The organism is Janthinobacterium rivuli (genome assembly GCF_029690045.1).
Classification (GTDB): domain Bacteria; phylum Pseudomonadota; class Gammaproteobacteria; order Burkholderiales; family Burkholderiaceae_D; genus Janthinobacterium; species Janthinobacterium rivuli.
The window spans coordinates 4,895,351-4,915,522 of sequence record NZ_CP121464.1; the positions used below are offsets into that span (position 1 = coordinate 4,895,351).

Consider the following 20,172-nt stretch of genomic DNA (forward strand, 5'->3'; position numbering starts at 1 on the left):
CGATCAGGTCTAGCCTGAGGGCTAGTTGATTACTTGAGCGGCATGGCGATACCGAACATCACCGACTGGGTCCGCCCGCTATCGATGTTCAGATTGCTGTTGTAGTCCAGTGTAATGGTCATGCCGTTCGACAGCAGCAGTTTCACGCCCAGCCCCGCCGTCCAGTTACCCGTCTGCTGCGGCACCGTGCGGATCACGTACACGGGACCATCGGCCGCCAGGTCGGCATATGCCAGGCGCGCATCGTCGGCGCCCTGGAACTGGTGCCGGTACTCAAGCCGCGCGCGCGGGAACCACGTGCCCAGGCCGCCCACATAGATGCCCTCGGCCCGCACACCGAGCGCGCCGATGCGCGAACGCACGGTCTGCTTGAAGTAGTTGAGCGCGTTGATGCCCGCCGCCTTCTCCGTGTACGGATCAAGCTTGGCCGACATCAGTTCCACGCGGCCATACGGCGACCACATCCAGGTTTCCTGGCGCATCTCGATACCGCCGACCAGCGCGCCAAACACCTGCTTGCCGTCGCGCTCGCCCGTGGCGAAACCGCTGCCGTCACTCAGGTAGCGCGAGGCGTCGTATTGCAGGGTGCCGTAGCCGAGCACGCCGTCAAGGAAGACGCCCTTGCTCGGACGCAGGCTGCCATACACGGCCGCCACGGCGCTGTCGGCCGTGCTGCGGCTGCCGTTCTGGCCCACGTCGCTGCGGTCATGGCTGAAACCGGCGCCCACGCCCAGGGTGGCCAGGTCGCTGAGGCGGTAGTCGCCGCCCACGCTGACACCATTCGTGCGGAAACGGAAACCCGTCTCGCGGCCATTCACATAGTGCTGGCCGAAGTCCACCGCGCCACCGAGCCACAGCGACAACGCCTGCTTCTGCGTGTCCGGCTTTTGCGGCATGTCGGGCAAACCGCTGGTGGCGCCACTGACGTCCACCTGCTGCCGCTCGCTGCTGAAACCTGTGTCAACCTGACGCAAGGCCGCCTTGCGCATGAACGGTTTCACGGCCGTGCCGAACACGCGGTCCGCTTCGTCCGCCTGCCAGCGCGCCAGCGCCGCCGTCGGATTGCCGCTGTCGTTCGGCGGCGTCAGGCTCAGGCCAAAGTTCGAACGTCCCCAGCCATCGCCATGCAGGCTTTCCAGGCGCTGCGTGAAGTTCGACAGCTGCGCGCTGGCAAAGCGCCGCGCCGCATCGGCTTGCGCCGCCTGCAGGCCGATCACTTCCGGATCGACGGACGGGTCGCGCCGCGCCGTCACGGTCACGTTGACCACGCCCGGTTTCGAGGTGGCGAAGGCATTGCTCAGGGTGTAGCTGACGACGGCCGCGCCGGCGAACTTGCCCGAGGCCGCAAAGCTCAGCTGGTACGACGGCTTGCCGGCCGTGCCGACATCGCGCACCACCACCTTGCCCGCTTCCGCCGGCGCCACGCTCAGGACATTGGCCGCCGTGAACGGGCCGCCCGTGGCGCCCGCCGTCAGGTCGACGGTGACCGTCAGGCCGGCCACCACCGTGGCGCTCTGGCTGAGCACTTGCGGCATCGGATTGACGGCTATCGTCGACGTCACCGGCGCCGAGGTGCCGAACGCGTTCGACACGGTGTAGCCGATGCGGATGTCGCCGCTGGTGTTGATGCCTGGCGTGTAGACGATGTCCAGGCCATTGACCACCGCCGTGCCGCTGGCCGGCTGCGTGGTGATGGCCACCGCCGTGAACGGCCCGCCCGTCGCGCCTTGCGTCACGTTCAAGGTCACCGGCGTGCCGGCCAATACCGTCGCCGTCTTGGCGACCGGCACCGGCACGGGCTGCGGCGCCACCGTCAGGCTGACCGTGGCCGGCGCGGACGTGCCGCCCGGACCCGTCGCCGTGTAGCTAAAGGCGTCAGGGCCGAAGTAGTTGGCATTCGGCACATACGTCACCTTGAAAGAGCGGCCGCTGCCGCCGCCCGCCGCGCCGCTCGCAACCACCGTGACGGTGCCGTGCTGCGGCGGCGTGACGATGGTCACGTCCGTGATCGGGCTGCCATCCGTCGACGCGATGGTCAGGCTCACTTCCTGGTTGGACGAGGTGGTCGCCGTTTCATTCGGCACCGGCGGCGGCGCCTGGTTCACCTGCAGGGTCAGCGCCTGCTGCACCGTGAACTGGTGCGCATCCTTCGCTTGCAAGGTGAAGTTGTAGCTGCCCGCCACCGTCGGCGTGCCGCTGACGATACCGGTCGCCGCATTGAGCACCAGGCCGGTCGGCAAGGCGCCGCTGCTCAGCGAATACGCATATGGCGCGACGCCGCCAGCGGCCGTGAATGCCTGGCTATATGCGTCGCCGGCGCGGATCGCCGCCAGGCTGGCCGGCGTCAGTGTCAATACCGGCGCCGCCACGGCCAGGGTATAGCTGTTGGTCGCGCTGAACGGCGCGCCCGTGCCCGTGCTGCTGTCGGTGACCTTGATGCTGAACGGGAAGCTGCCGGCCACATTCGTCGTGCCTGACAGTACGCCGGTGGCAGTGTTCAGGCTCAGGCCGGCAGGCAGGCTGCCGCTGGTCACGCTGTAGGTGTACGGCGCTGTGCCGCCCGTCGCCGTCAGGGCTGTGCTGTAAGCCGCTTCCGCCGTCGGGTTAGGCAGGCTGGCCGGGGCCAGGCTGACCGTGGCCGAGGCAACAACCAGGGTATAGCTTTGCGCACCGGTAAACAGGTGCGCATCGGCCGCCTGCACCGTCAAGGTAAAACTGCCACCCGCCGTTGGCGTGCCGCTGAGCAAACCGCTGGCGTTCAAGGTCAGGCCAGCAGGCAGGCTGCCGCTCGACAGCGTGTAGGCATAGGGAGCAACGCCGCCGCTGGCCATCAGTTGCTGGCTGTACGCCGTGGCCACGGTCGCCGCCGGCAAGGTGGCTGGCGTGACCGTGATGGTCGGTGCGGAGACGGTCACGGTATAGCTTCTGCTTGCGCTAAATGGCGCGCCCGTGCCCGTGCTGCTGTCGCTGGCACGCAGGCTGAACGTGAAGCTGCCGGCCACATTCGTCGTGCCGGACAGCACACCGGTGGCAGTGTTCAGGCTCAGGCCGGCCGGCAGGCTGCCGCTGGTCACGCTGAATGTATACGGCGCCGTGCCGCCCGTCGCCGCCAGGGTCGTGCTGTAAGCCGCTTCCGCCGTCGGGTTGGGCAAGCTGGCCGGGGCCAGGCTGACCGTCGGCGCGCCCACGGTGACCGTCACGGTGCCGGGAGCGGACGTGCCGCTGCCATTCGTGGCCGTGTAGCTAAAGCTGTCGCTGCCGCTGTAGCCGGGCGTCGGCGTGTAGGTGATGCTGGTGCCGCTGGCCGTCGCCGTGCCGTGCGCGGGCGCCGCTGCCACGGCCACCGAGCTTGCCGCGCCGCCGCCCAGGTTCAGGGTCACCGGATTGGCGCTGCTGCCGTAAGCCACCGTGGTGGTCACGGCGCCAGCGACAGGCACGGCAATCGCCACCGTGCCGGAATACGCGAGTGCGCCCGAGAACGGCGCGCCTGCGCCGGTGCTGCTGTCGGTGGCGCTGACGGTGAAGCTATAGGCGCCTGCCGTCGTCGGCGTGCCCGACAGGGTGCCGTTTGCCGCCAGGCTCAGGCCCGCAGGCAGGCTGCCAGCGGAAACGGCATAGTTATAGGCTGGCGTGCCGCCCGTGGCGGTGATGGCCTGGCTGAAGGCGACGCCGGCCGTCATGGTCGGCAGGGTCGACGGCGCAACGCTGATCGCTGGTGACGCCACCGTCAGCGCGTAGGCGCGCGAACCGGTGTACGGGCCGCTGCCCGTCGAACTGTCCGTGGCAAGCACGGTGAAGTTGAAGGTACCCACCGCCGTCGGCGTGCCCGACAGCAGGCCCGCGCCGGACAAGGTTATGCCGGCAGGCAAGGCACCCGCACTGATCGTGTAGGTATAGGGCGCGGCGCCGTTCGCGGCGCTCACGCTCAGGCTGTAGGCCACACCTGCGCCTGCCACGGGCACGGTGCCTGGCGCCAGCGTCAGGGTGGGCGCGCCGACCATGATCGTCACGGTCGCCGGTGCCGAGGTGCCGACGATATTGGTGGCGGTGTAAGTGAAGCTGTCAGGCCCGCCATACCCTGGCGTCGGCGTGTAGGTGATGCTGGTGCCGCTGGCACTGGCCGTGCCGTGCGAGGCGCCAGTGGCGATGGCCACGGAAGTTGCCGCGCCGCCGCTCAGGCTCAAGGTGATCGGGTTGGCGCTGCTGCCATAGGCCACCGAGGCGCTGACGGCGCCCGCAACTGGCGCACCGAAATAAGTGAACTGATCGGCCGCGCCGGTGGCGCTGGTACCACCAACCGTGGTCACGCGCACATCCACCGTGCCCGTCCCGGCGGGCGCCGTCGCCGTGATCTGCGAGGCGCTGTTGACGGTGAAGCCGGCAGCCGACGTGGCGCCGAACGTCACGGCAGTCGCGCCGCTGAAATTCGCGCCTGTGATGATGACCGTGGTGCCGCCGGTAGCCGGCCCCGTGCCCGGCGAAATACCGCTCACGGCCGGTGCGGCCACATACGTGAACTGGTCGGCCGCACTGGTGGCGCTGGTGCCGCCAGTCGTGGTGATGCGCACATCCACGGTACCCGTGCCGGCTGGCGCCGTCGCCGTGATCTGCGAGGCGCTGTTGACGGTAAAGCCGGCGGCCGATGTGGCGCCAAACGTCACCGCCGTCGTGCCGCTGAAATTCGAACCACTGATGATGACCGTGGTGCCGCCCGTAGAAGGACCCGCCGTCGGTGAAATGCTCGTCACTGCCGGCGCCGCGACAAAGGTGTACTGGTCTGCCGCGCTGGTGGCGCTGGTGCCGCCCGTCGTGGTGACGCGCACGTCGACCGTGCCCGTGCCGCTTGGCGCCGTCGCCGTGATCTGCGTGGCGCTGTTGACGGTAAAGCCGGCCGCCGACGTGGCGCCGAAGGTCACCGCCGTCGTGCCGCTAAAATTCGAACCGGTGATGGTGACCGTGGTGCCGCCGCTGGCGGGACCCGCCGTCGGAGAAATGCTGCTCACAGTCGGCACCGCCACGTAGGTAAATTGATCGTTGGCACTCGTGGCGCTGGTGCCGCCGGCCGAAGTGACGCGCACATCGACCGTGCCTGCGCTGCCCACGGGCGCCGTCGCCGTGATCTGCGTGGCGCTGTTGACCGTAAAGCCGCTGGCCAATGTGGCGCCAAACGTCACGGCTGTCGTGCCGCTGAAATTCGCCCCCGTGATGATGACGATGGTGCCGCCGGTCGTAGGACCGGAAGTGGGCGAAATGCTGCTCACCACCGGCGCTGCCACAAAGGTAAATTGATCGGCGGCGCTGGTGGCGCTGGTGCCGCCGAGCGAAGTGACGCGCACGTCCACCGTACCTGTACCGGCGGGTGCCGTCGCCGTGATCTGCGTGGCGCTGTTGACCGTAAAGCCGATGGCCGACGTGGCGCCGAAGGTCACCGCCGTCGTCGTGCTGAAACCCGTACCGGTGATGATGACGGTGCTGCCGCCCGTAGCCGGGCCGGCAGTGGGCGAAATGCTCGTCACCGTCGGTGCGGCCACAAAGGTGAACTGGTCCGCGGCGCTGGTAGCGCTGGTGCCGCCCGTCGTCGTGACGCGCACGTCGACCGTGCCGCTGCTGCCAGCTGGCGCCGTCGCCGTGATCTGCGTGGCGCTGTTGACGGTGAAGCCGGTGGCGGGAGTCGCGCCAAAGGTCACTGCCGTGGCGCCGGTAAAGCCCGTGCCCGTGATGATGACGCTACTGCCGCCGGCGGTAGGACCTGCCGTGGGCGAAATGCTGGTGACCGTTGGCGCAGGAATATACGTGAACTGGTTGGCGGCGCCGGTGGCGCTGGTGCCGCCGCTGGCGGTGACGGTCACGTTCACGGTGCCGGCGCTGCCCGCTGGCGAGGTGGCGGTCATGGTCGTGGCATTGACGACGGTGACGGCGACGCCATTGTTGGCGCCAAACTTCAGCGCCGTGACGCCCGTAAAGCCGGTACCGGTAATGGTGACGGCAGTGCCGCCAGAGGCTGGGCCGGACGCCGGCGTCACGCCAGTGATGGTCGGCGGCGGCTGGGCGTTGATCACCAGGGAATAGCTTCTGGACGTGTTGTACGGTCCGTTGCCGCCCGTGACATCGGTGGATTTGATCACAAAGTTATAGGTGCCCAGGGCGGTGGGCGTGCCCGAAATCAGGCCGCTGCTCGACATGTTCAGGCCTGTGGGCAAGGCACCCGACTCCACCACATAGGTATAGGGCGCGGTGCCATTCGCGGTCGACATCTGCTGGCTGTAGGGCGTCGCCAGACCTCCCGCCGTCAGGGTGGTGGGCGTGATGGACAAGATCGGTATGGCGATCGACACGGAATAGTTCTTGATGACCACTTGCGGCGTGCCCGGGGTCGTATCGGTGACCTTGACGCTGAACACATAGGCGCCGGTCGCCGTCACGGTACCGGAAATCACGCCGCTCGGCGACACGCTGATGCCAGGGGGCCAGGTTCCCGAGTCAGGCGCGTAAGTGTAGGGAGCGACGCCACCGCTCGCCGACATGGCCTGGCTGTACGGCACGCCGATCACGGGTGGCGTCAAACTGCCCGGCGACACGGTGAAGGCTGCAGCGGGAGGTAAAACGGTGACCGTAAAAGTCACTTCCTGGCTATCCTCGTCGAACAGGATAAAGCTGTCGGACAGCGCCCCGTCACCATTATTGATATAGGTGGCGATGCCATCGCTGTTATTGACGAGGCCTGTAATGGTGCCGTGCAAGGGCGTCGCGTTATTGTCAATCAGGCCGAATCCGCTGCAGGACGACAGGTCGATGATATGCGAGCCGCCCGAGGCGACTGAAAAACTCTGGCTGGCCGTACATTTCACGCTCGGCAAGGCCTGCGCCGGATTGGCGACGAACGCCAGCACCAGCAAGCAAAGCGAAGCGAAGCACTGCGCAAAACGGCAAGATACCGACGTCACGGCGGGCGCGCGATTCGGCATTCGCTTGCGATTTCCAGCAAACAAAGCGAGCAGAAAAGAAAATGCCGGGCGGCCAATAATATCGTTGCAAGTACGCAACATAGTTTCTCCAATACAGAGTTTTTCAGACGAAATTCAGACAAAAATGAGGGTGATTTCAGGCCGCCAGCGATGCTAATTACGAGCTCTTCCAGAGTGCCAACAGGTGTTGACGCTTGCCATATGACAACGTATGCTACTCCGAGATTTCAATAAAGTAACTATAACAAAAAGGGTTTTTCAAAACGCAAGATTGATTACAAATGGAAAATATTTCCCATTTGAAATTTAATGCTATTCCAACCGTGGGAGAACGATGATGGCTGATGTGTACCTAGGACAAATCATGATGGGCGGCTTCAATTTTGCGCCGCGTGGCTTTGCAGCATGTAACGGGCAAATGCTGCCTATTGCGCAGAATCAGGCGCTGTTTTCGCTGCTGGGCACCGCTTACGGGGGGAATGGCAGCACCACCTTTGCCTTGCCTAATTTGCAAGGCTGCACTCCTGTGGGAGCTGGCAGTTCGGTGGATGGTTCCTGGCAACCCGCGCCTTATCAGACCGGCACGCGGGCGGGGCAGGAGACTGTCACCTTGCTACCGACCCAAATTCCGCCGCACACGCATGCGGCCAATGCGGTGACGACGCCCGGCACCTCGAAAAATCCCACGAATACCGTGTTTGGCGGCAGTGGCGCGGAATCCATCTACGGTTCGGCCGGACCGCAAGTCACCCTGTCCGGCCAGACCCTGGCGTTGGCCGGTGGCAACCAGGCGCATCCCAACATGCAGCCGTTCTCGGTCATCAACTTCAATATCGCCTTGAACGGTATCTTCCCGTCGCGCAACTAACGAATCAGCCACTTCTTACGGAGCATAGTCATGACCACACCCTATGTCGGCGAAATTCGCCTGTTTTCCTTTCCGCGCATTCCCAGCGGCTGGTTCGCCTGCGACGGCAGCCTGAAACCGATCTCCGAATACGAAGTACTGTACGTCCTGCTGGGGACCACCTACGGCGGCGACGGCGTCACCACCTTTGCCGTGCCCGACCTGCGCGGCCAGGTTCCCCTGCACATGGGAACCGGCCCCGGCCTGAGCAGCCGCGTGATCGGACAACGCAGCGGCAGCGAATCGGTGACCCTGCTGCCGACCCAGCTGCCTTTGCATACGCACCCGTTCAATGTGAACAGCACCCTGGCAACGGCGAATGTGCCGGCGGCCAACTTGCTGCTGACGGCCCCGTCGAATAACGACAAGATGTACACGAGCGACCTGACCGGCCTGACCGCCTATGCACTGGCACCGGCCGCCACGGGCGCGACAGGCGGCAACCTGCCGCACGAGAACACCATGCCAACCCTGACGGCCTCATTTTGCATCGCATGGGCAGGCATTTTCCCATCCCAGCAATAACAGCCGGCACGCAAGCGCAGCCCATAAAATCGATCAGGAGAACCTACCGTGACATCACCATACCTTGGCGAGATACAAGTCTTCGGCTTCAATTTCACACCCTACGGATGGGCCAGCTGCAATGGCGCCACCCTGCAAATCCAGCAATACAGCGCGCTGTTTTCCTTGATCGGCACGCAGTATGGCGGCAATGGCACCACCACCTTCCAGTTGCCCAACTTCACGGGACGCGCGCCCTGCAGCCAGGGACAAGGACCAGGCCTGACACCGCGCGTGATGGGCGAAACCTTCGGCACCAACAGTGTCACGTTGAACGCCACGGAGATGCCGAACCACAGCCATCAACTCAATGTGTACCGCCAGCCCACCGCCGCCCTGCAGCACAACACGCCGCTTTCGGGCGATGGCTTGATTGCGCTTGGCGGCACGTCCGCGTTCGTGCCGACGGCGCCACCCAATGTATCGCTGTCCCCGTCCACGATCGGTAGTGCCGGTGGCGGACAGGCGCACGAAAACCGCCAGCCGATGCTGGCGGTCAATTTCTGCATCGCGCTGCAAGGCGAGTTTCCGTCATTCGACTAAGTTGGATTACCCCAGGCAGGCGGCGCCATCGCGGCGCCGCCCTGCCCTTCCCTACTCCCCATACCGGCCTCAGTTGAATACGGCCTGGTACAGAAAACCGTGGCTGTCGCGCGCCACCGGCACCAGAAAAATACCCACCTCGCCAAACGCCTCATGCTGCATCTGGAAGATTTTCTGGTTGAACAGGATGGGCGAGCTATGGTGAAACAACAGGCTGAACGGCTTGCGCATCAAGCCCTCCAGGGTCGCTGACGGCAGCGGCTGCACTTCTTTCAGGACAAAGGCGGCATTGCCGTCACTGGCCGCAATAAACGTCTCATTGATGCGCGCGGCAAAATGTTCGAGGGTCAGGACATTCATCATTCCAGGCATTCCATTCCGTAAGCAGTGTGGTCAAGACGATGTCTGATTCTAATGGAATCATTGCCGCCCTGGCACGGCAATGACATGAAAAAACCATCCCCCGCATGCGCCACGGGGCGGGAGCAAGCCGCTCCCGCCCCGTGGCGTCACTTCCTTGATGCGCAGCCCTACTTGAGCGGCATGGCGATACCGAACATCACCGACTGGGTCCGTCCGCTATCGATGTTCAGATTGCTGTTGTAGTCCAGTGTAATCGTCATGCCATTCGACAGCAGCAGTTTCACGCCCAGCCCCGCCGTCCAGTTGCCCGTCTGCTGCGGCACCGTGCGGATCACGTACACGGGGCCATCCGCCGCCAGGTCGGCATACGCCAGGCGCGCATCGTCGGCGCCCTGGAACTGGTGCCGGTACTCGAGCCGCGCGCGCGGGAACCATGTGCCCAGACCGCCCACATAGATGCCCTCGGCCCGGACGCCCAGCGCGCCGATGCGCGAACGCACGGTCTGCTTGAAGTAGCTCAGCGCGTTAATGCCCGCCGCCTTCTCCGTGTACGGATCAAGCTTGGCCGACATCAGTTCCACGCGGCCATACGGCGACCACATCCAGGTTTCCTGGCGCATCTCGATACCGCCGACCAGCGCGCCAAACACCTGCTTGCCGTCGCGCTCGCCCGTGGCGAAACCGCTGCCGTCACTCAGGTAGCGCGAGGCGTCGTATTGCAGGGTGCCGTAGCCGAGCACGCCGTCAAGGAAGACGCCCTTGCTCGGACGCAGGCTGCCATACACGGCCGCCACGGCGCTGTCGGCCGTGCTGCGGCTGCCGTTCTGGCCCACGTCGCTGCGGTCATGGCTGAAACCGGCGCCCACGCCCAGGGTGGCCAGGTCGCTGAGGCGGTAGTCGCCGCCCACGCTGACACCATTCGTGCGGAAACGGAAACCCGTCTCGCGGCCATTCACATAGTGCTGGCCGAAGTCCACCGCGCCACCGAGCCACAGCGACAACGCCTGCTTCTGCGTGTCCGGCTTTTGCGGCATGTCGGGCAAACCGCTGGTGGCGCCACTGACGTCCACCTGCTGCCGCTCGCTGCTGAAACCTGTGTCAACCTGACGCAAGGCCGCCTTGCGCATGAACGGTTTCACGGCCGTGCCGAACACGCGGTCCGCTTCGTCCGCCTGCCAGCGCGCCAGCGCCGCCGTCGGATTGCCGCTGTCGTTCGGCGGCGTCAGGCTCAGGCCAAAGTTCGAACGTCCCCAGCCATCGCCATGCAGGCTTTCCAGGCGCTGCGTGAAGTTCGACAGCTGCGCGCTGGCAAAGCGCCGCGCCGCATCGGCTTGCGCCGCCTGCAGGCCGATCACTTCCGGATCGACAGACGGGTCGCGCCGCGCCGTCACGGTCACGTTGACCACACCCGGCTTCGAGGTGGCATACGCATTGCTCAGGGTATAGCTGACCACGGCCGCGCCGGCGAACTTGCCCGAGGCCGCAAAGCTCAGCTGGTACGACGGCTTGCCGGCCGTGCCGACATCGCGCACCACCGCCTTGCCCGCTTCCGCCGGCGCCACGCTCAGGACATTCGCCGCCGTGAACGGGCCGCCCGTGGCGCCCGCCGTCAGGTCGACGGTGACCGTCAGGCCGGCCACCACCGTGGCACTCTGGCTGAGCACTTGCGGCATCGGATTGACGGCTATCGTCGACGTCACCGGCGCCGAGGTGCCGAAGGCGTTCGACACGGTGTAGCCGATGCGGATCTCGCCGCTGGTGTTGATGCCTGGCGTGTAGACGATGTCCATACCATTGACCACCGCCGTGCCGCTGGCCGGCTGCGTGGTAATCGCCACCGCCGTGAACGGCCCGCCCGTCGCGCCTTGCGTCACGTTCAAGGTCACCGGCGTGCCGGCCAGCACCGTCGCCGTCTTGGCGACCGGGACCGGCACCGGCTGCGGCGCCACCGTCAGGCTGACCGTGGCCGGCGCGGACGTGCCGCCCGGGCCCGTCGCCGTGTAGCTGAAGGCGTCAGGGCCGAAGTAGTTCGCATTCGGCACATACATCACCTTGAAAGAGCGGCCGCTGCCGCCGCCCGCCGCGCCGCTCGACACCACCGTGACGGTGCCGTGCTGCGGCGGCGTGACGATGGTCACTGCCGTGATCGGGCTGCCATCCGTGGACGCGATGGTCAGGCTCACTTCCTGGTTGGACGAGGTGGTCGCCGTTTCATTCGGCACCGGCGGCGGCGCCTGGTTCACCTGCAGGGTCAGCGCCTGCTGCACCGTGAACTGATGCGCATCCTTCGCTTGCAAGGTAAAGGCAAAGCTGCCCGCCACGGTCGGCGTGCCGATGACGATACCCGTCGCCGCATTGAGCACCAGGCCGGTCGGCAAGGCGCCGCCGCTCACGGAATATGCGTACGGAGCGACACCGCCAGCGGCCGTGAATGTCTGGCTATACGCGTCGCCGGCGCGGATCGCCGCCAGGCTGGCCGGCGTCAGGGTCAATACCGGCGCCGCCACGGCCAGGGTGTAGCTGTTGGTCGCGCTGAACGGCGCGCCCGCACCCGTGCTGCTGTCGGTGACCTTGATGCTGAACGGGAAGCTGCCCGCCACATTCGTCGTGCCGGACAGCACGCCGGTGGCCGTGTTCAGACTCAGGCCGGCCGGCAGGCTGCCGCTGGTCACGCTGAATGTATACGGCGCCGTGCCGCCCGCCGCCGTCAGGGTCGTGCTGTAAGCCGCTTCCGCCGCTGGGTTGGGCAAGCTGGCTGGCGCCAGGCTGACCGTCGGCGCGCCCACGGTGACCGTCACGGTGCCGGGAGCGGACGTGCCGCTGCCATTCGTGGCCGTGTAGCTAAAGCTGTCGCTGCCGCTGTAACCTGGCGTCGGCGTGTAGGTGATGCTGGTGCCGCTGGCCGTCGCCGTGCCATGACTGGCGCCGGAAGCCACCGCCACCGAGCTTGCCGCGCCGCCGCCCAGGTTCAGGGTCACCGGATTGGCGCTGCTGCCGTAAGCCACCGTGGTGGTCACGGCGCCAGCGACGGGCACGGCGATCGCCACCGTGCCGGAATAGGCATGGGCGTTTGTATATGGTCCACTGCCGGTGCTGCTGTCCGTGGCGGTGATGCTGAAGCTGTAGGCCCCGGCCGTCGTCGGCGTGCCCGACAGGGTGCCGTTCGCCGCCAAGCTCAGCCCCACCGGCAGGCTGCCGGTGGTGACGGCATAGCTGTACGCTGCCGTGCCGCCCGAGGCGGTGATGGCCTGGCTGAAAGCGACGCCGGCCGTCATGGCCGGCAGGGTCGCCGGCGCAACGCTGATCGTTGGCGACGCCACCGTCAGCGAATAAGCCCGCGCGCCAGCATAGGGACCGCTGCCCGTCGAACTGTCCGTGGCGCGCACGGTGAAGTTGAAGGTACCGCCTGCCGTCGGCGTGCCCGCCAGCAGACCGGCACTGGACAGGCTCACGCCGGCCGGCAAGGCGCCGGCGCTGATCGCGTAGGTGTATGGTGCCAGACCATTTGCGGCCGTCAGGGTCTGGCTGTAGGCCGCGCCGACTGTTCCACCAGCTACGCTGGTTTGCACAATCGTCACCGTCGGCGTGCCCACGGTGATGGTCACGGTGGCTGCCGTCGAGGTGCCGATGCCGTTGCTGGCCGTGTAGGTAAAGCTGTCCGGCCCGCCATAACCGGCCGTCGGCGTGTAGGTAATGCTGGTGCCGCTGGCCGTCGCCGTGCCGTGCATAGCGCCAGTGGCGATGGCCACGGAAGTTGCCGCGCCGCCGCTCAGGCTCAAGGTGATCGGGTTGGCGCTGCTGCCGTAGGCTACCGTGACGCTGACATTGCCGGCAATGGGCGCACCCGGTGCCACGCTGCCGGAATAGGCGCGTGAGCCAGAGAAGGGAGCGCCTGCGCCGGTGCTGCTGTCGGTGGCGGTAATGGTGACGCTGTAAGCGCCCGCTGCCGCCGGCGTGCCGGACAGGGTGCCGTCCGCCGCCAGGGTCAAGCCAGTGGGCAGGCTGCCAGCGGTAACGGCATAGTTATAGGCTGGCGTGCCGCCCGTGGCGGTGATAGCCTGGCTGAAGGCGACGCCTGCCGTCATGGCCGGCAGGGTCGCCGGCACGATGCTGATCGTTGGCGCAGCCACCGTCAGCGAATAAGCACGCGCGCCGGCATACGGGCCGCTGCCCGTCGAACTGTCCTCGGCGCGCACGGTGAAATTGAACGTGCCTGCCGCCGTCGGCGTGCCCGAGAGCAAACCTGTGGACGTATTCAGGCTGAGCCCGGCTGGCAAGGCGCCAGCGCTGATCGCATAGGTGTAGGGCGCGGCGCCGTTCGCGGCAGTCACGTTCTCGCTATAGGCCGTCCCCACAGTTGCCGCGGGCACGGTGCTTGGCGTAATCGTGATGGTGGGTCCGCCAACCGTGATCGTCACAGTGGCCGGCGCCGAGGTACCCACGCCGTTGCTGGCCGTATAGGTAAAGCTGTCCGGTCCGCCGTAGCCGGCCGTCGGCGTATAGGTAATGCTGGTGCCGTTGGATGTCGCCGTGCCATGGCTGGCGGCGGACGCCACCGCTACCGATGTTGCGGCACCGCCGCCCAGGTTCAGGGTGATCGGGTTGGCGCTGCTGCCGTAGGCCACTGTGGCGCTGACAGCACCGGCCGTCGGCGCACCAGGCGCTACCGTGCCGGAATACGCACGCGCCCCCGTATAGGGGCCGGCGCCGCCACTGCTGTCGGTCGCGGTGACCGTAAAGCTGTAGGCGCCAGCATTTGTGGGCGTGCCGGACAAGGTACCGTTCGCCGCCAGGCTCAAGCCCGCAGGCACGCTGCCGGCGGTGACGGCATAGCTGTACGCTGCCGTGCCGCCGCTGGCGGTAATGGCCTGGCTGTAGGCCACGCCCACTGTCGGCACCGGCAGGGTCGACGGGGCGACGCCGAGCGTTGGCGACGCCACCGTCAGCGAGTAGGCGCGCGCGCCCACGTACGGACCGTCGCCGGTCGAACTGTCCGTGGCGCGCACGGTGAAGTTAAAGACGCCGCCGGCCGTCGGCGTACCCGACAGCGTACCGGTAGCCGTATTCAGGCTGAGTCCGGTCGGCAGGGAGCCGGCGCTGATGGCGTAAGTGTAGGGACCCGTGCCGTTCGCGGCCGTCACAGTCTGGCTGTAGGCTAGCGCGACGGTTGCCGCCGGCACGGTGCTCGGTGCAAGGACGATGGTGGGGCTGGCAACCGTGATCGTCACGGTGGCCGGCGTCGAAGTGCCGATGCCGTTGCTGGCCGTGTAGGTAAAGCTGTCCGGCCCGCCGTAGCCTGCTGTCGGCGTATAGGTGATGCTGGTGCCGCTGGCCGTCGCCGTGCCATGCAAGGCGCTGGAGCTGATGGCCACCGACGTCGCCGCACCGCCGCTCAGGTTCAGGGTGATCGGGTTGGCGCTGCTGCCGTAAGCCACCGTGGCGCTGGCGGCACCGGCCGTCGGCGCACCGGGCGCTACCGTGCCGGAATAGGCGCGCGCGCCCGAATAGGGGCCGGCGCCGGTACTGCTGTCGGTCGCGGTGACAGTAAAACTATAGGCCCCGGCCGCTGTGGGCGTGCCGGACAGGGTGCCGTTCGATGCCAGGGTAAGGCCTGCTGGCAGGCTGCCGGCCGTTCTGGCATAGGTGTACGTGCCGGTGCCGCCGCTGGCAGCTATCGTCTGGCTGTAGGCGACACCGGATGTCATTGCCGGCAGGGTCGTCGGCAAGATGGCGATGGTGGGCGCGGAGACCGTCAGCGTATACGGGCGCGTGCCATTGATGGCCAGCGAGTCGGTGGCGCGCACGGTGAAGTTGAAGGTGCCGCCCGCTGTCGGCGTACCCGACAGCACACCGCCAGCACTCAAGCTCATGCCAGCCGGCAAGGCGCCAGCGCTGATGACATAGGTGTACGGCGCCGCGCCACCCGTCGATGTAAACGTTGTCGTGGGGTATGCCTGGGCCACCGTGGCATTTGGCACGGTGGCCGGCGCCACCACGATGGCCGAGGTGATCGTGACGTTGTAGACGATGGGCTGCCCCACATCGTCCCTGACGGTAAACGTGTCCGAAGTCGCGCTGAGAACTGTATTTTTGTAGCGTACGGCATTCGTGGCATTTGAATCTTCCAGCGTGCCATACAGCGGCGCCACCAGGGTTCCCGTCAGGCCGAACTGGGAACAAGGCGCATTGGTGTAATCCTCGTAATACTCTCCCCCCGCGACGACGCTGACGGCGCGCGGGCTCGGGCAGGTGCTGGCGGCGGAAGCCTGGCTGGAAAAAAGGGACAGCAAGACAAATAGCAAAGTTCCCGCCAGGTACATCAGCATTGACGGCGCCAGACCTTGGGCAGGCGGCGCGCCATGGGCTCCGGCAATGCAGCCATCGACACCCCGCACGGGCGTGGATAGCCATCCAAATTTCGTGAAATTTAGAAACATTTGTCTTCCTTCATACATTTTTTGGGACTGAACCTTGCCCGAATAGCCGCACACCTTGACAAACATTCACACCGATTTTTCAGCCGCCAGTCAGCATGCAGAAAAGGTTTACCAGGATTATGAGACTTGCTTTTGATCAATGCATCCTACTATAAGTGGCATAAAAAGCAACGATAAGGTAATGCTAAAGGCCACTGTCTTTAAGAAAAATCAAATTCCATTAAAAACTGTCTCATTTATGTCTCATTTGACAAGTGTTTTGAAAAAATAACACTGTTTCAAGCACTGCTTCCGAGCGGAGCGTATGGCTGGCAGCGATGCCGTGGCGCGCTATTTGCGCGGCACTGAAGGGTAAAGCGCCCCCCGCTCGGCACAGGCAAGCCTGCTTTCCCCTGCTGTGTGAGATATGTGACGACGCCGCCAACACACGACGTGAATTAGCGGATGCGCGCGGCGCGCGCCTATCGTTTCGGGAGCCGCTGCCGTTTCGAACGGACAGGGTGGACGGTGGATTCTACGTGTGGCCGGGGGCTCGGGAGGCTGTCATGTCGCTAGCCACCCGCCCAACATGCCCGGCCTCGTCATCGGTATGCGGGATTTTGTATGGCAAGCGGGGCCGCGCATGGGCGGCCCCGCTTGTACAGCACCTTTACTGCAGCGCTTCCTTCAACCCCGGCGCAAACTCGGCGCCGTGCTTGACCTGCGCGGTGGACGCCTTCAGGGTGGCGCCGATCGGCTCGGCGCGGCCAGACAGGCATTGCCCCAGGAAATTTTCCGTCACCGCATTGAAAGCGATGTTGTTCACGGGCCGGGCAAAGCCATGGCCCTCGTCCGGGAACAGCACATACGTGACGGGAATATTCTTCGCCGCCATGGCCGCCACGATCTGGTCCGATTCAGCCACGTTGACTCGCGGATCGTTCGCGCCCTGGCCGATCAGCAGCGGGCGCTGGATGTTCTGCGCAAAGTTCAGCGGCGAACGTTCCTTGAGCAGCGCCTTGCCCTCTTCCGTGGTCGGGTCGCCCATGCGCTTGTAGAACTGCTGCTTGCCCGCTTCCCAGTACGGCGGGATGGTTTGCAGCAAGGTAAACAGGTTCGACGGGCCGACGATGTCGACGCCGCAGGCAAACGTCGTCGGCGTGAACGCCATGCCGGCCAGGGTGGCGTAGCCGCCATACGAGCCGCCCATGATGGCCACCTTGTCGGCCGTGGTCACGCCGCTCTGCACCGCCCATTGCACGGCGTCGAGCAAGTCGTCATGCATCTTGCGGCCCCACTGCAGGTCGCCGGCCGAGATGAATTGCTTGCCGAAGCCCGTCGAACCGCGGAAGTTCACGGACAGCACGGCGTAGCCGCGGTTGGCCAGCCACTGGTGATAACCATTGTAGCCATAGGTGTCGCGCGCCCACGGGCCGCCGTGCACCAGCAGCACCATCGGCACCGCCTGCGTGGCCTTGCCGCCGGCCGTCGCCTTCGACGCCTGCGGCAAGGTCAGATAGGACACCAGGGTCAGGCCGTCGCGCGCCTTGATCTGCTGCGCATGCATGGGCACCAGCGGCGCGCCTTCCAGTTCCGGACGCGTCACATACAACCGCGTCAGCTTTTTCGTCTTGCGCTCGTACAGCCAGCTCGATGGCGGCGCCGTGACGGCGTCGACTGCCACCAGCCATTTATCGTCGGCATCCGTGCGCGACGTCACCGTGAACTGGCCCTTCGTATTTTTCTTCAGGAAAGCCAGGTCGGCTTTCAGCTCGTCCGTCAGCGGCAGATATTCCTGCTGCAGATAATTGACGGTATAGGCTTGCACCTTGCCCGTGCGCATGTCGTACAGCGCATCGGCGATATCCGTGCGCGGGTCTTGCGCCACCACCGTGGTCTTGCCGCTGGCCACGTCCTGCGCCAGCAGCGCCGAAGTATTGCGGCCGCGCGAATCGGTCCAGTACAGGGTCTTGCCGTCGACCGTAAAGCCCAGCGGCGACGTCGTCTGCGCATCTTCCAGGCCCACTTCAGCCAGCGGCGTGCTCTCGACCTTGCCATCGCTCAGGCGGAAATACTGCATGCCGCCATCGGTGCGCGCCTTGCTGGCGATGCGCAAGTTGAGCAGCTCATCGGCGACATAGCCGCCATAGCCATCGTTCTGCTGCACCAGGGTCAGCTTGCCGCTGGCCAGGTCGAGGCTGTGCACGTCGTGCCAGCGCGCATCGCGGTTATTGATGCCGACGAGGATGCGGTCCTTCATCTTGCTGCTGATTTGCACGATCCGCACGCGCGTCTTCTCGAACGGCGTGTAATTGATCTGCTTGCCGCTCGCCACGTTCACGCCGTACAGCAGGAAGTTTTCATCGCCGCCCTTGTCCTGGATGAACAGCAGGGTTGTCGAATCGGGCGACCAGAAGCTGCTGCGGATGGGCCGCACCTTTTCTTCCGTCAGCGGGCGCGCCTGCGCCAGATCATTGGCCGGCGCCACCCACACATTGAGCACGCCATCGCGCGGCGCGATCCACGACAGCCACCGCCCGTCAGGACTGAGCTTGCCACCGGACTTGCTGGGATTGCCGAACAGCTTGGCCCGCTCGATCAGCGGCGTTTCCTTGACGGGGGCTTGGGCGTGCGCCGGCAGTGCGCCGGCGAACAACAGGACAGGCAGGACATAGCGAATCATGGACACCTCATGGTTGATGGATGAATGGAAACGTCACACGTGCACGTGCCAGCAAATCATAGGCCAAACCCGTATTGCCAGGTTGACTACAGCGACAGGAGACGGAAATCCGGGGACAGGATGGCGGAAACGGGCGATGAAATGCACGGCCGATGATGCATGCCGTGCATGTGCGTTCGCTGAAGCCGCGCTAGCCCGCGGCCACCTCGCGTTGCGGACCAGCAGATCCAACGAAGACCAGTGCCGCGAACGCGGCCAGGCCAGCGGCGACACCAGCTCCCAGGAATGCCGCCTGGAAACCCGCCAGCATGCCTTCGGCGGTGTGTCCGGTGCCGTGACCGATGCCGAAGGTCGAGAGCACAACCATGATGGCGAGACCGATGGCAGAGCCGATCTGGTAGCTCGTATTGATCAGGCCTGATGCGAGGCCTGTTTCCTCAGGCCTGGCGCCGGCCATGCCTGTCATCGTCGTCGGAATATACGCCAGGGCCATCCCCAGGGCGGCCAGCATGGAGGCCGGGAGAACGTGCGTCACATAGGAGCCGTTCAGCGGAAGCTTCGCAAACATGAGCAGTGCGCCAGCCATCAGGAACAAGCCAAGCACAAGGTTGGACTTGACGCCAAACCGTCCTATCAGCTTGCCGGAAAATCCCACCATCACGACCATGATCGTCATGGTCATGGGCAGGAGCGCCAGGCCGCTGGCGAGCGCCGACAGACCAAGAATTTGCTGCAGATACAGGTTCAGGAAGAACCAGAGCGGGATCCAGGCGGCGCCAAGCAGCGCCATCACAACATTGCCTGCTGCCAAGTTCCGCGTCTTGAAGATGCCCAGAGGAAGCAGCGGTTCGCGTCGCACGAACTGGCTGATCAGGAAGACGGCGAACAGTCCGGCCGACATCGTCAAAACCGGCACGGAGCCAGACCCGGCAGATTCGATGGTGACGATGGCATACACCAGACTAACCAGCGCGCCAGTCACGCTGATCGCGCCAAACCAGTCGATGGCCCCGCTGCTGCGCGCAGACTTGCGGAGCACGGCTGGAATCAGGGCCAGCACCAGCAGGCCGAGCGGCACGTTAATCAGGAAAGTCCACTGCCACGCCATCCATTCGGTAATCACGCCGCCCAGAAACACGCCGGCTGAGCCGCCTGCGGCAGCGGCCGCCCCCCAGAAGCCGAATGCCTTGCCCAGTTCCGCGCCGTCATGCCCGAAAAGGCGCATGATGATCGTCAGGGCGGACGGTGCGATCAATGCGGCGCCCACTCCCTGCAGTGCGCGGCCAGCAAGCAGCATTTCCTGACTGTGTGCCAGCCCGGCCAGCAGCGAAGCGGCGGTCAGTATGGCAAATCCGCCCGTAAAAATGCGGCGGGCGCCAAGCAGGTCGCCCAGCCGTCCTCCCAGCAGCAGCAGGCCGCCAAAGGCGATGACATAGGCATTGAAGATCCAGCTCAGCCCGCTGGCGCTGAAGCCGAGGTCCCGCTGCATGGCGGGCAGTGCCACACCGATGATGGACGTATCGAGGATCACGATGAACTGCGCGGCGCACAGCAAGGCCAGAGCAGCCCATCTTTTCGGATCAGGTATAAATTGTTGCATTGACGTTCTCCAGATCAATTTCCCGCGTATTGCGATTGATATGGAGTATTTGGCTTACAACGCAGGGATGGTCAAGCAAAAGGCGCAAGACCCGGGCCGCCGTGTATCAACAGGGCCGGCCCGGCATGCTG

At 65.4% G+C, this 20,172-nt stretch carries 8 protein-coding genes and 1 pseudogene; 4 read left to right on the forward strand and 5 right to left on the reverse strand.

Annotation, left to right across the window (positions count from 1 at the left end; genetic code table 11):
* Window positions 1–29 precede the first annotated feature (29 nt).
* The gene (locus P9875_RS22280) at window positions 30–6,965 is read right to left on the reverse strand and encodes an IPT/TIG domain-containing protein (protein ID WP_278316621.1); all 6,936 of its coding nucleotides are present in this window, start codon (window positions 6,963–6,965) and stop codon (window positions 30–32) included.
* Between the two features lie 367 nt (window positions 6,966–7,332).
* Here P9875_RS22280 and P9875_RS22285 point away from each other — a divergent pair.
* The 4 genes and pseudogenes from P9875_RS22285 to P9875_RS22300 all read left to right on the forward strand — a co-directional run.
* Window positions 7,333–7,428 (forward strand): annotated as a pseudogene (locus P9875_RS22285) (tail fiber protein); the annotation flags it as partial.
* 147 nt (window positions 7,429–7,575) lie between these two features.
* Window positions 7,576–7,833, forward strand: a complete 258-nt coding sequence (locus P9875_RS22290; protein WP_278318889.1) for a phage tail protein — start codon at window positions 7,576–7,578, stop codon at window positions 7,831–7,833.
* 30 nt (window positions 7,834–7,863) lie between these two features.
* The gene (locus P9875_RS22295; RefSeq protein ID WP_176391028.1) at window positions 7,864–8,397 is read left to right on the forward strand and encodes a phage tail protein; all 534 of its coding nucleotides are present in this window, start codon (window positions 7,864–7,866) and stop codon (window positions 8,395–8,397) included.
* A gap of 48 nt (window positions 8,398–8,445) precedes the next feature.
* A complete protein-coding gene (locus P9875_RS22300) occupies window positions 8,446–8,979 on the forward strand; it encodes a phage tail protein (protein WP_278316622.1) in 534 nt (177 codons plus the stop codon).
* Window positions 8,980–9,048: 69 nt separating this feature from the next.
* Here the strand turns inward: P9875_RS22300 and P9875_RS22305 are convergent, their stop codons facing one another.
* The 4 genes from P9875_RS22305 to P9875_RS22320 form a co-directional block, all read right to left on the reverse strand.
* Window positions 9,049–9,342, reverse strand: a complete 294-nt coding sequence (locus tag P9875_RS22305) for a DUF6916 family protein (protein WP_255206422.1) — start codon at window positions 9,340–9,342, stop codon at window positions 9,049–9,051.
* A 167-nt stretch (window positions 9,343–9,509) separates the two neighbouring features.
* Window positions 9,510–15,668, reverse strand: a complete 6,159-nt coding sequence (locus P9875_RS22310; protein ID WP_278316623.1) for a putative Ig domain-containing protein — start codon at window positions 15,666–15,668, stop codon at window positions 9,510–9,512.
* A 760-nt stretch (window positions 15,669–16,428) separates the two neighbouring features.
* The gene (locus tag P9875_RS22315) at window positions 16,429–18,441 is read right to left on the reverse strand and encodes a S9 family peptidase (protein ID WP_278316624.1); all 2,013 of its coding nucleotides are present in this window, start codon (window positions 18,439–18,441) and stop codon (window positions 16,429–16,431) included.
* Between the two features lie 190 nt (window positions 18,442–18,631).
* Complete coding sequence (locus P9875_RS22320; RefSeq protein ID WP_278316625.1) at window positions 18,632–20,041, reverse strand: MFS transporter; 1,410 nt, start codon at window positions 20,039–20,041, stop codon at window positions 18,632–18,634.
* Between the last annotated feature and the right edge of the window lie 131 nt (window positions 20,042–20,172).

Coding starts and splice junctions, on each gene's coding strand:
- P9875_RS22280 (WP_278316621.1), bottom strand. CDS start 6,965: ATGCCGAATCGCGCGCCCGCCGTGACGTCGGTATCTTGCCGTTTTGCG.
- P9875_RS22295 (WP_176391028.1), top strand. CDS start 7,864: ATGACCACACCCTATGTCGGCGAAATTCGCCTGTTTTCCTTTCCGCGC.
- P9875_RS22305 (WP_255206422.1), bottom strand. CDS start 9,342: ATGATGAATGTCCTGACCCTCGAACATTTTGCCGCGCGCATCAATGAG.
- P9875_RS22310 (WP_278316623.1), bottom strand. CDS start 15,668: ATGCTGATGTACCTGGCGGGAACTTTGCTATTTGTCTTGCTGTCCCTT.
- P9875_RS22315 (WP_278316624.1), bottom strand. CDS start 18,441: ATGATTCGCTATGTCCTGCCTGTCCTGTTGTTCGCCGGCGCACTGCCG.
- P9875_RS22320 (WP_278316625.1), bottom strand. CDS start 20,041: ATGCAACAATTTATACCTGATCCGAAAAGATGGGCTGCTCTGGCCTTG.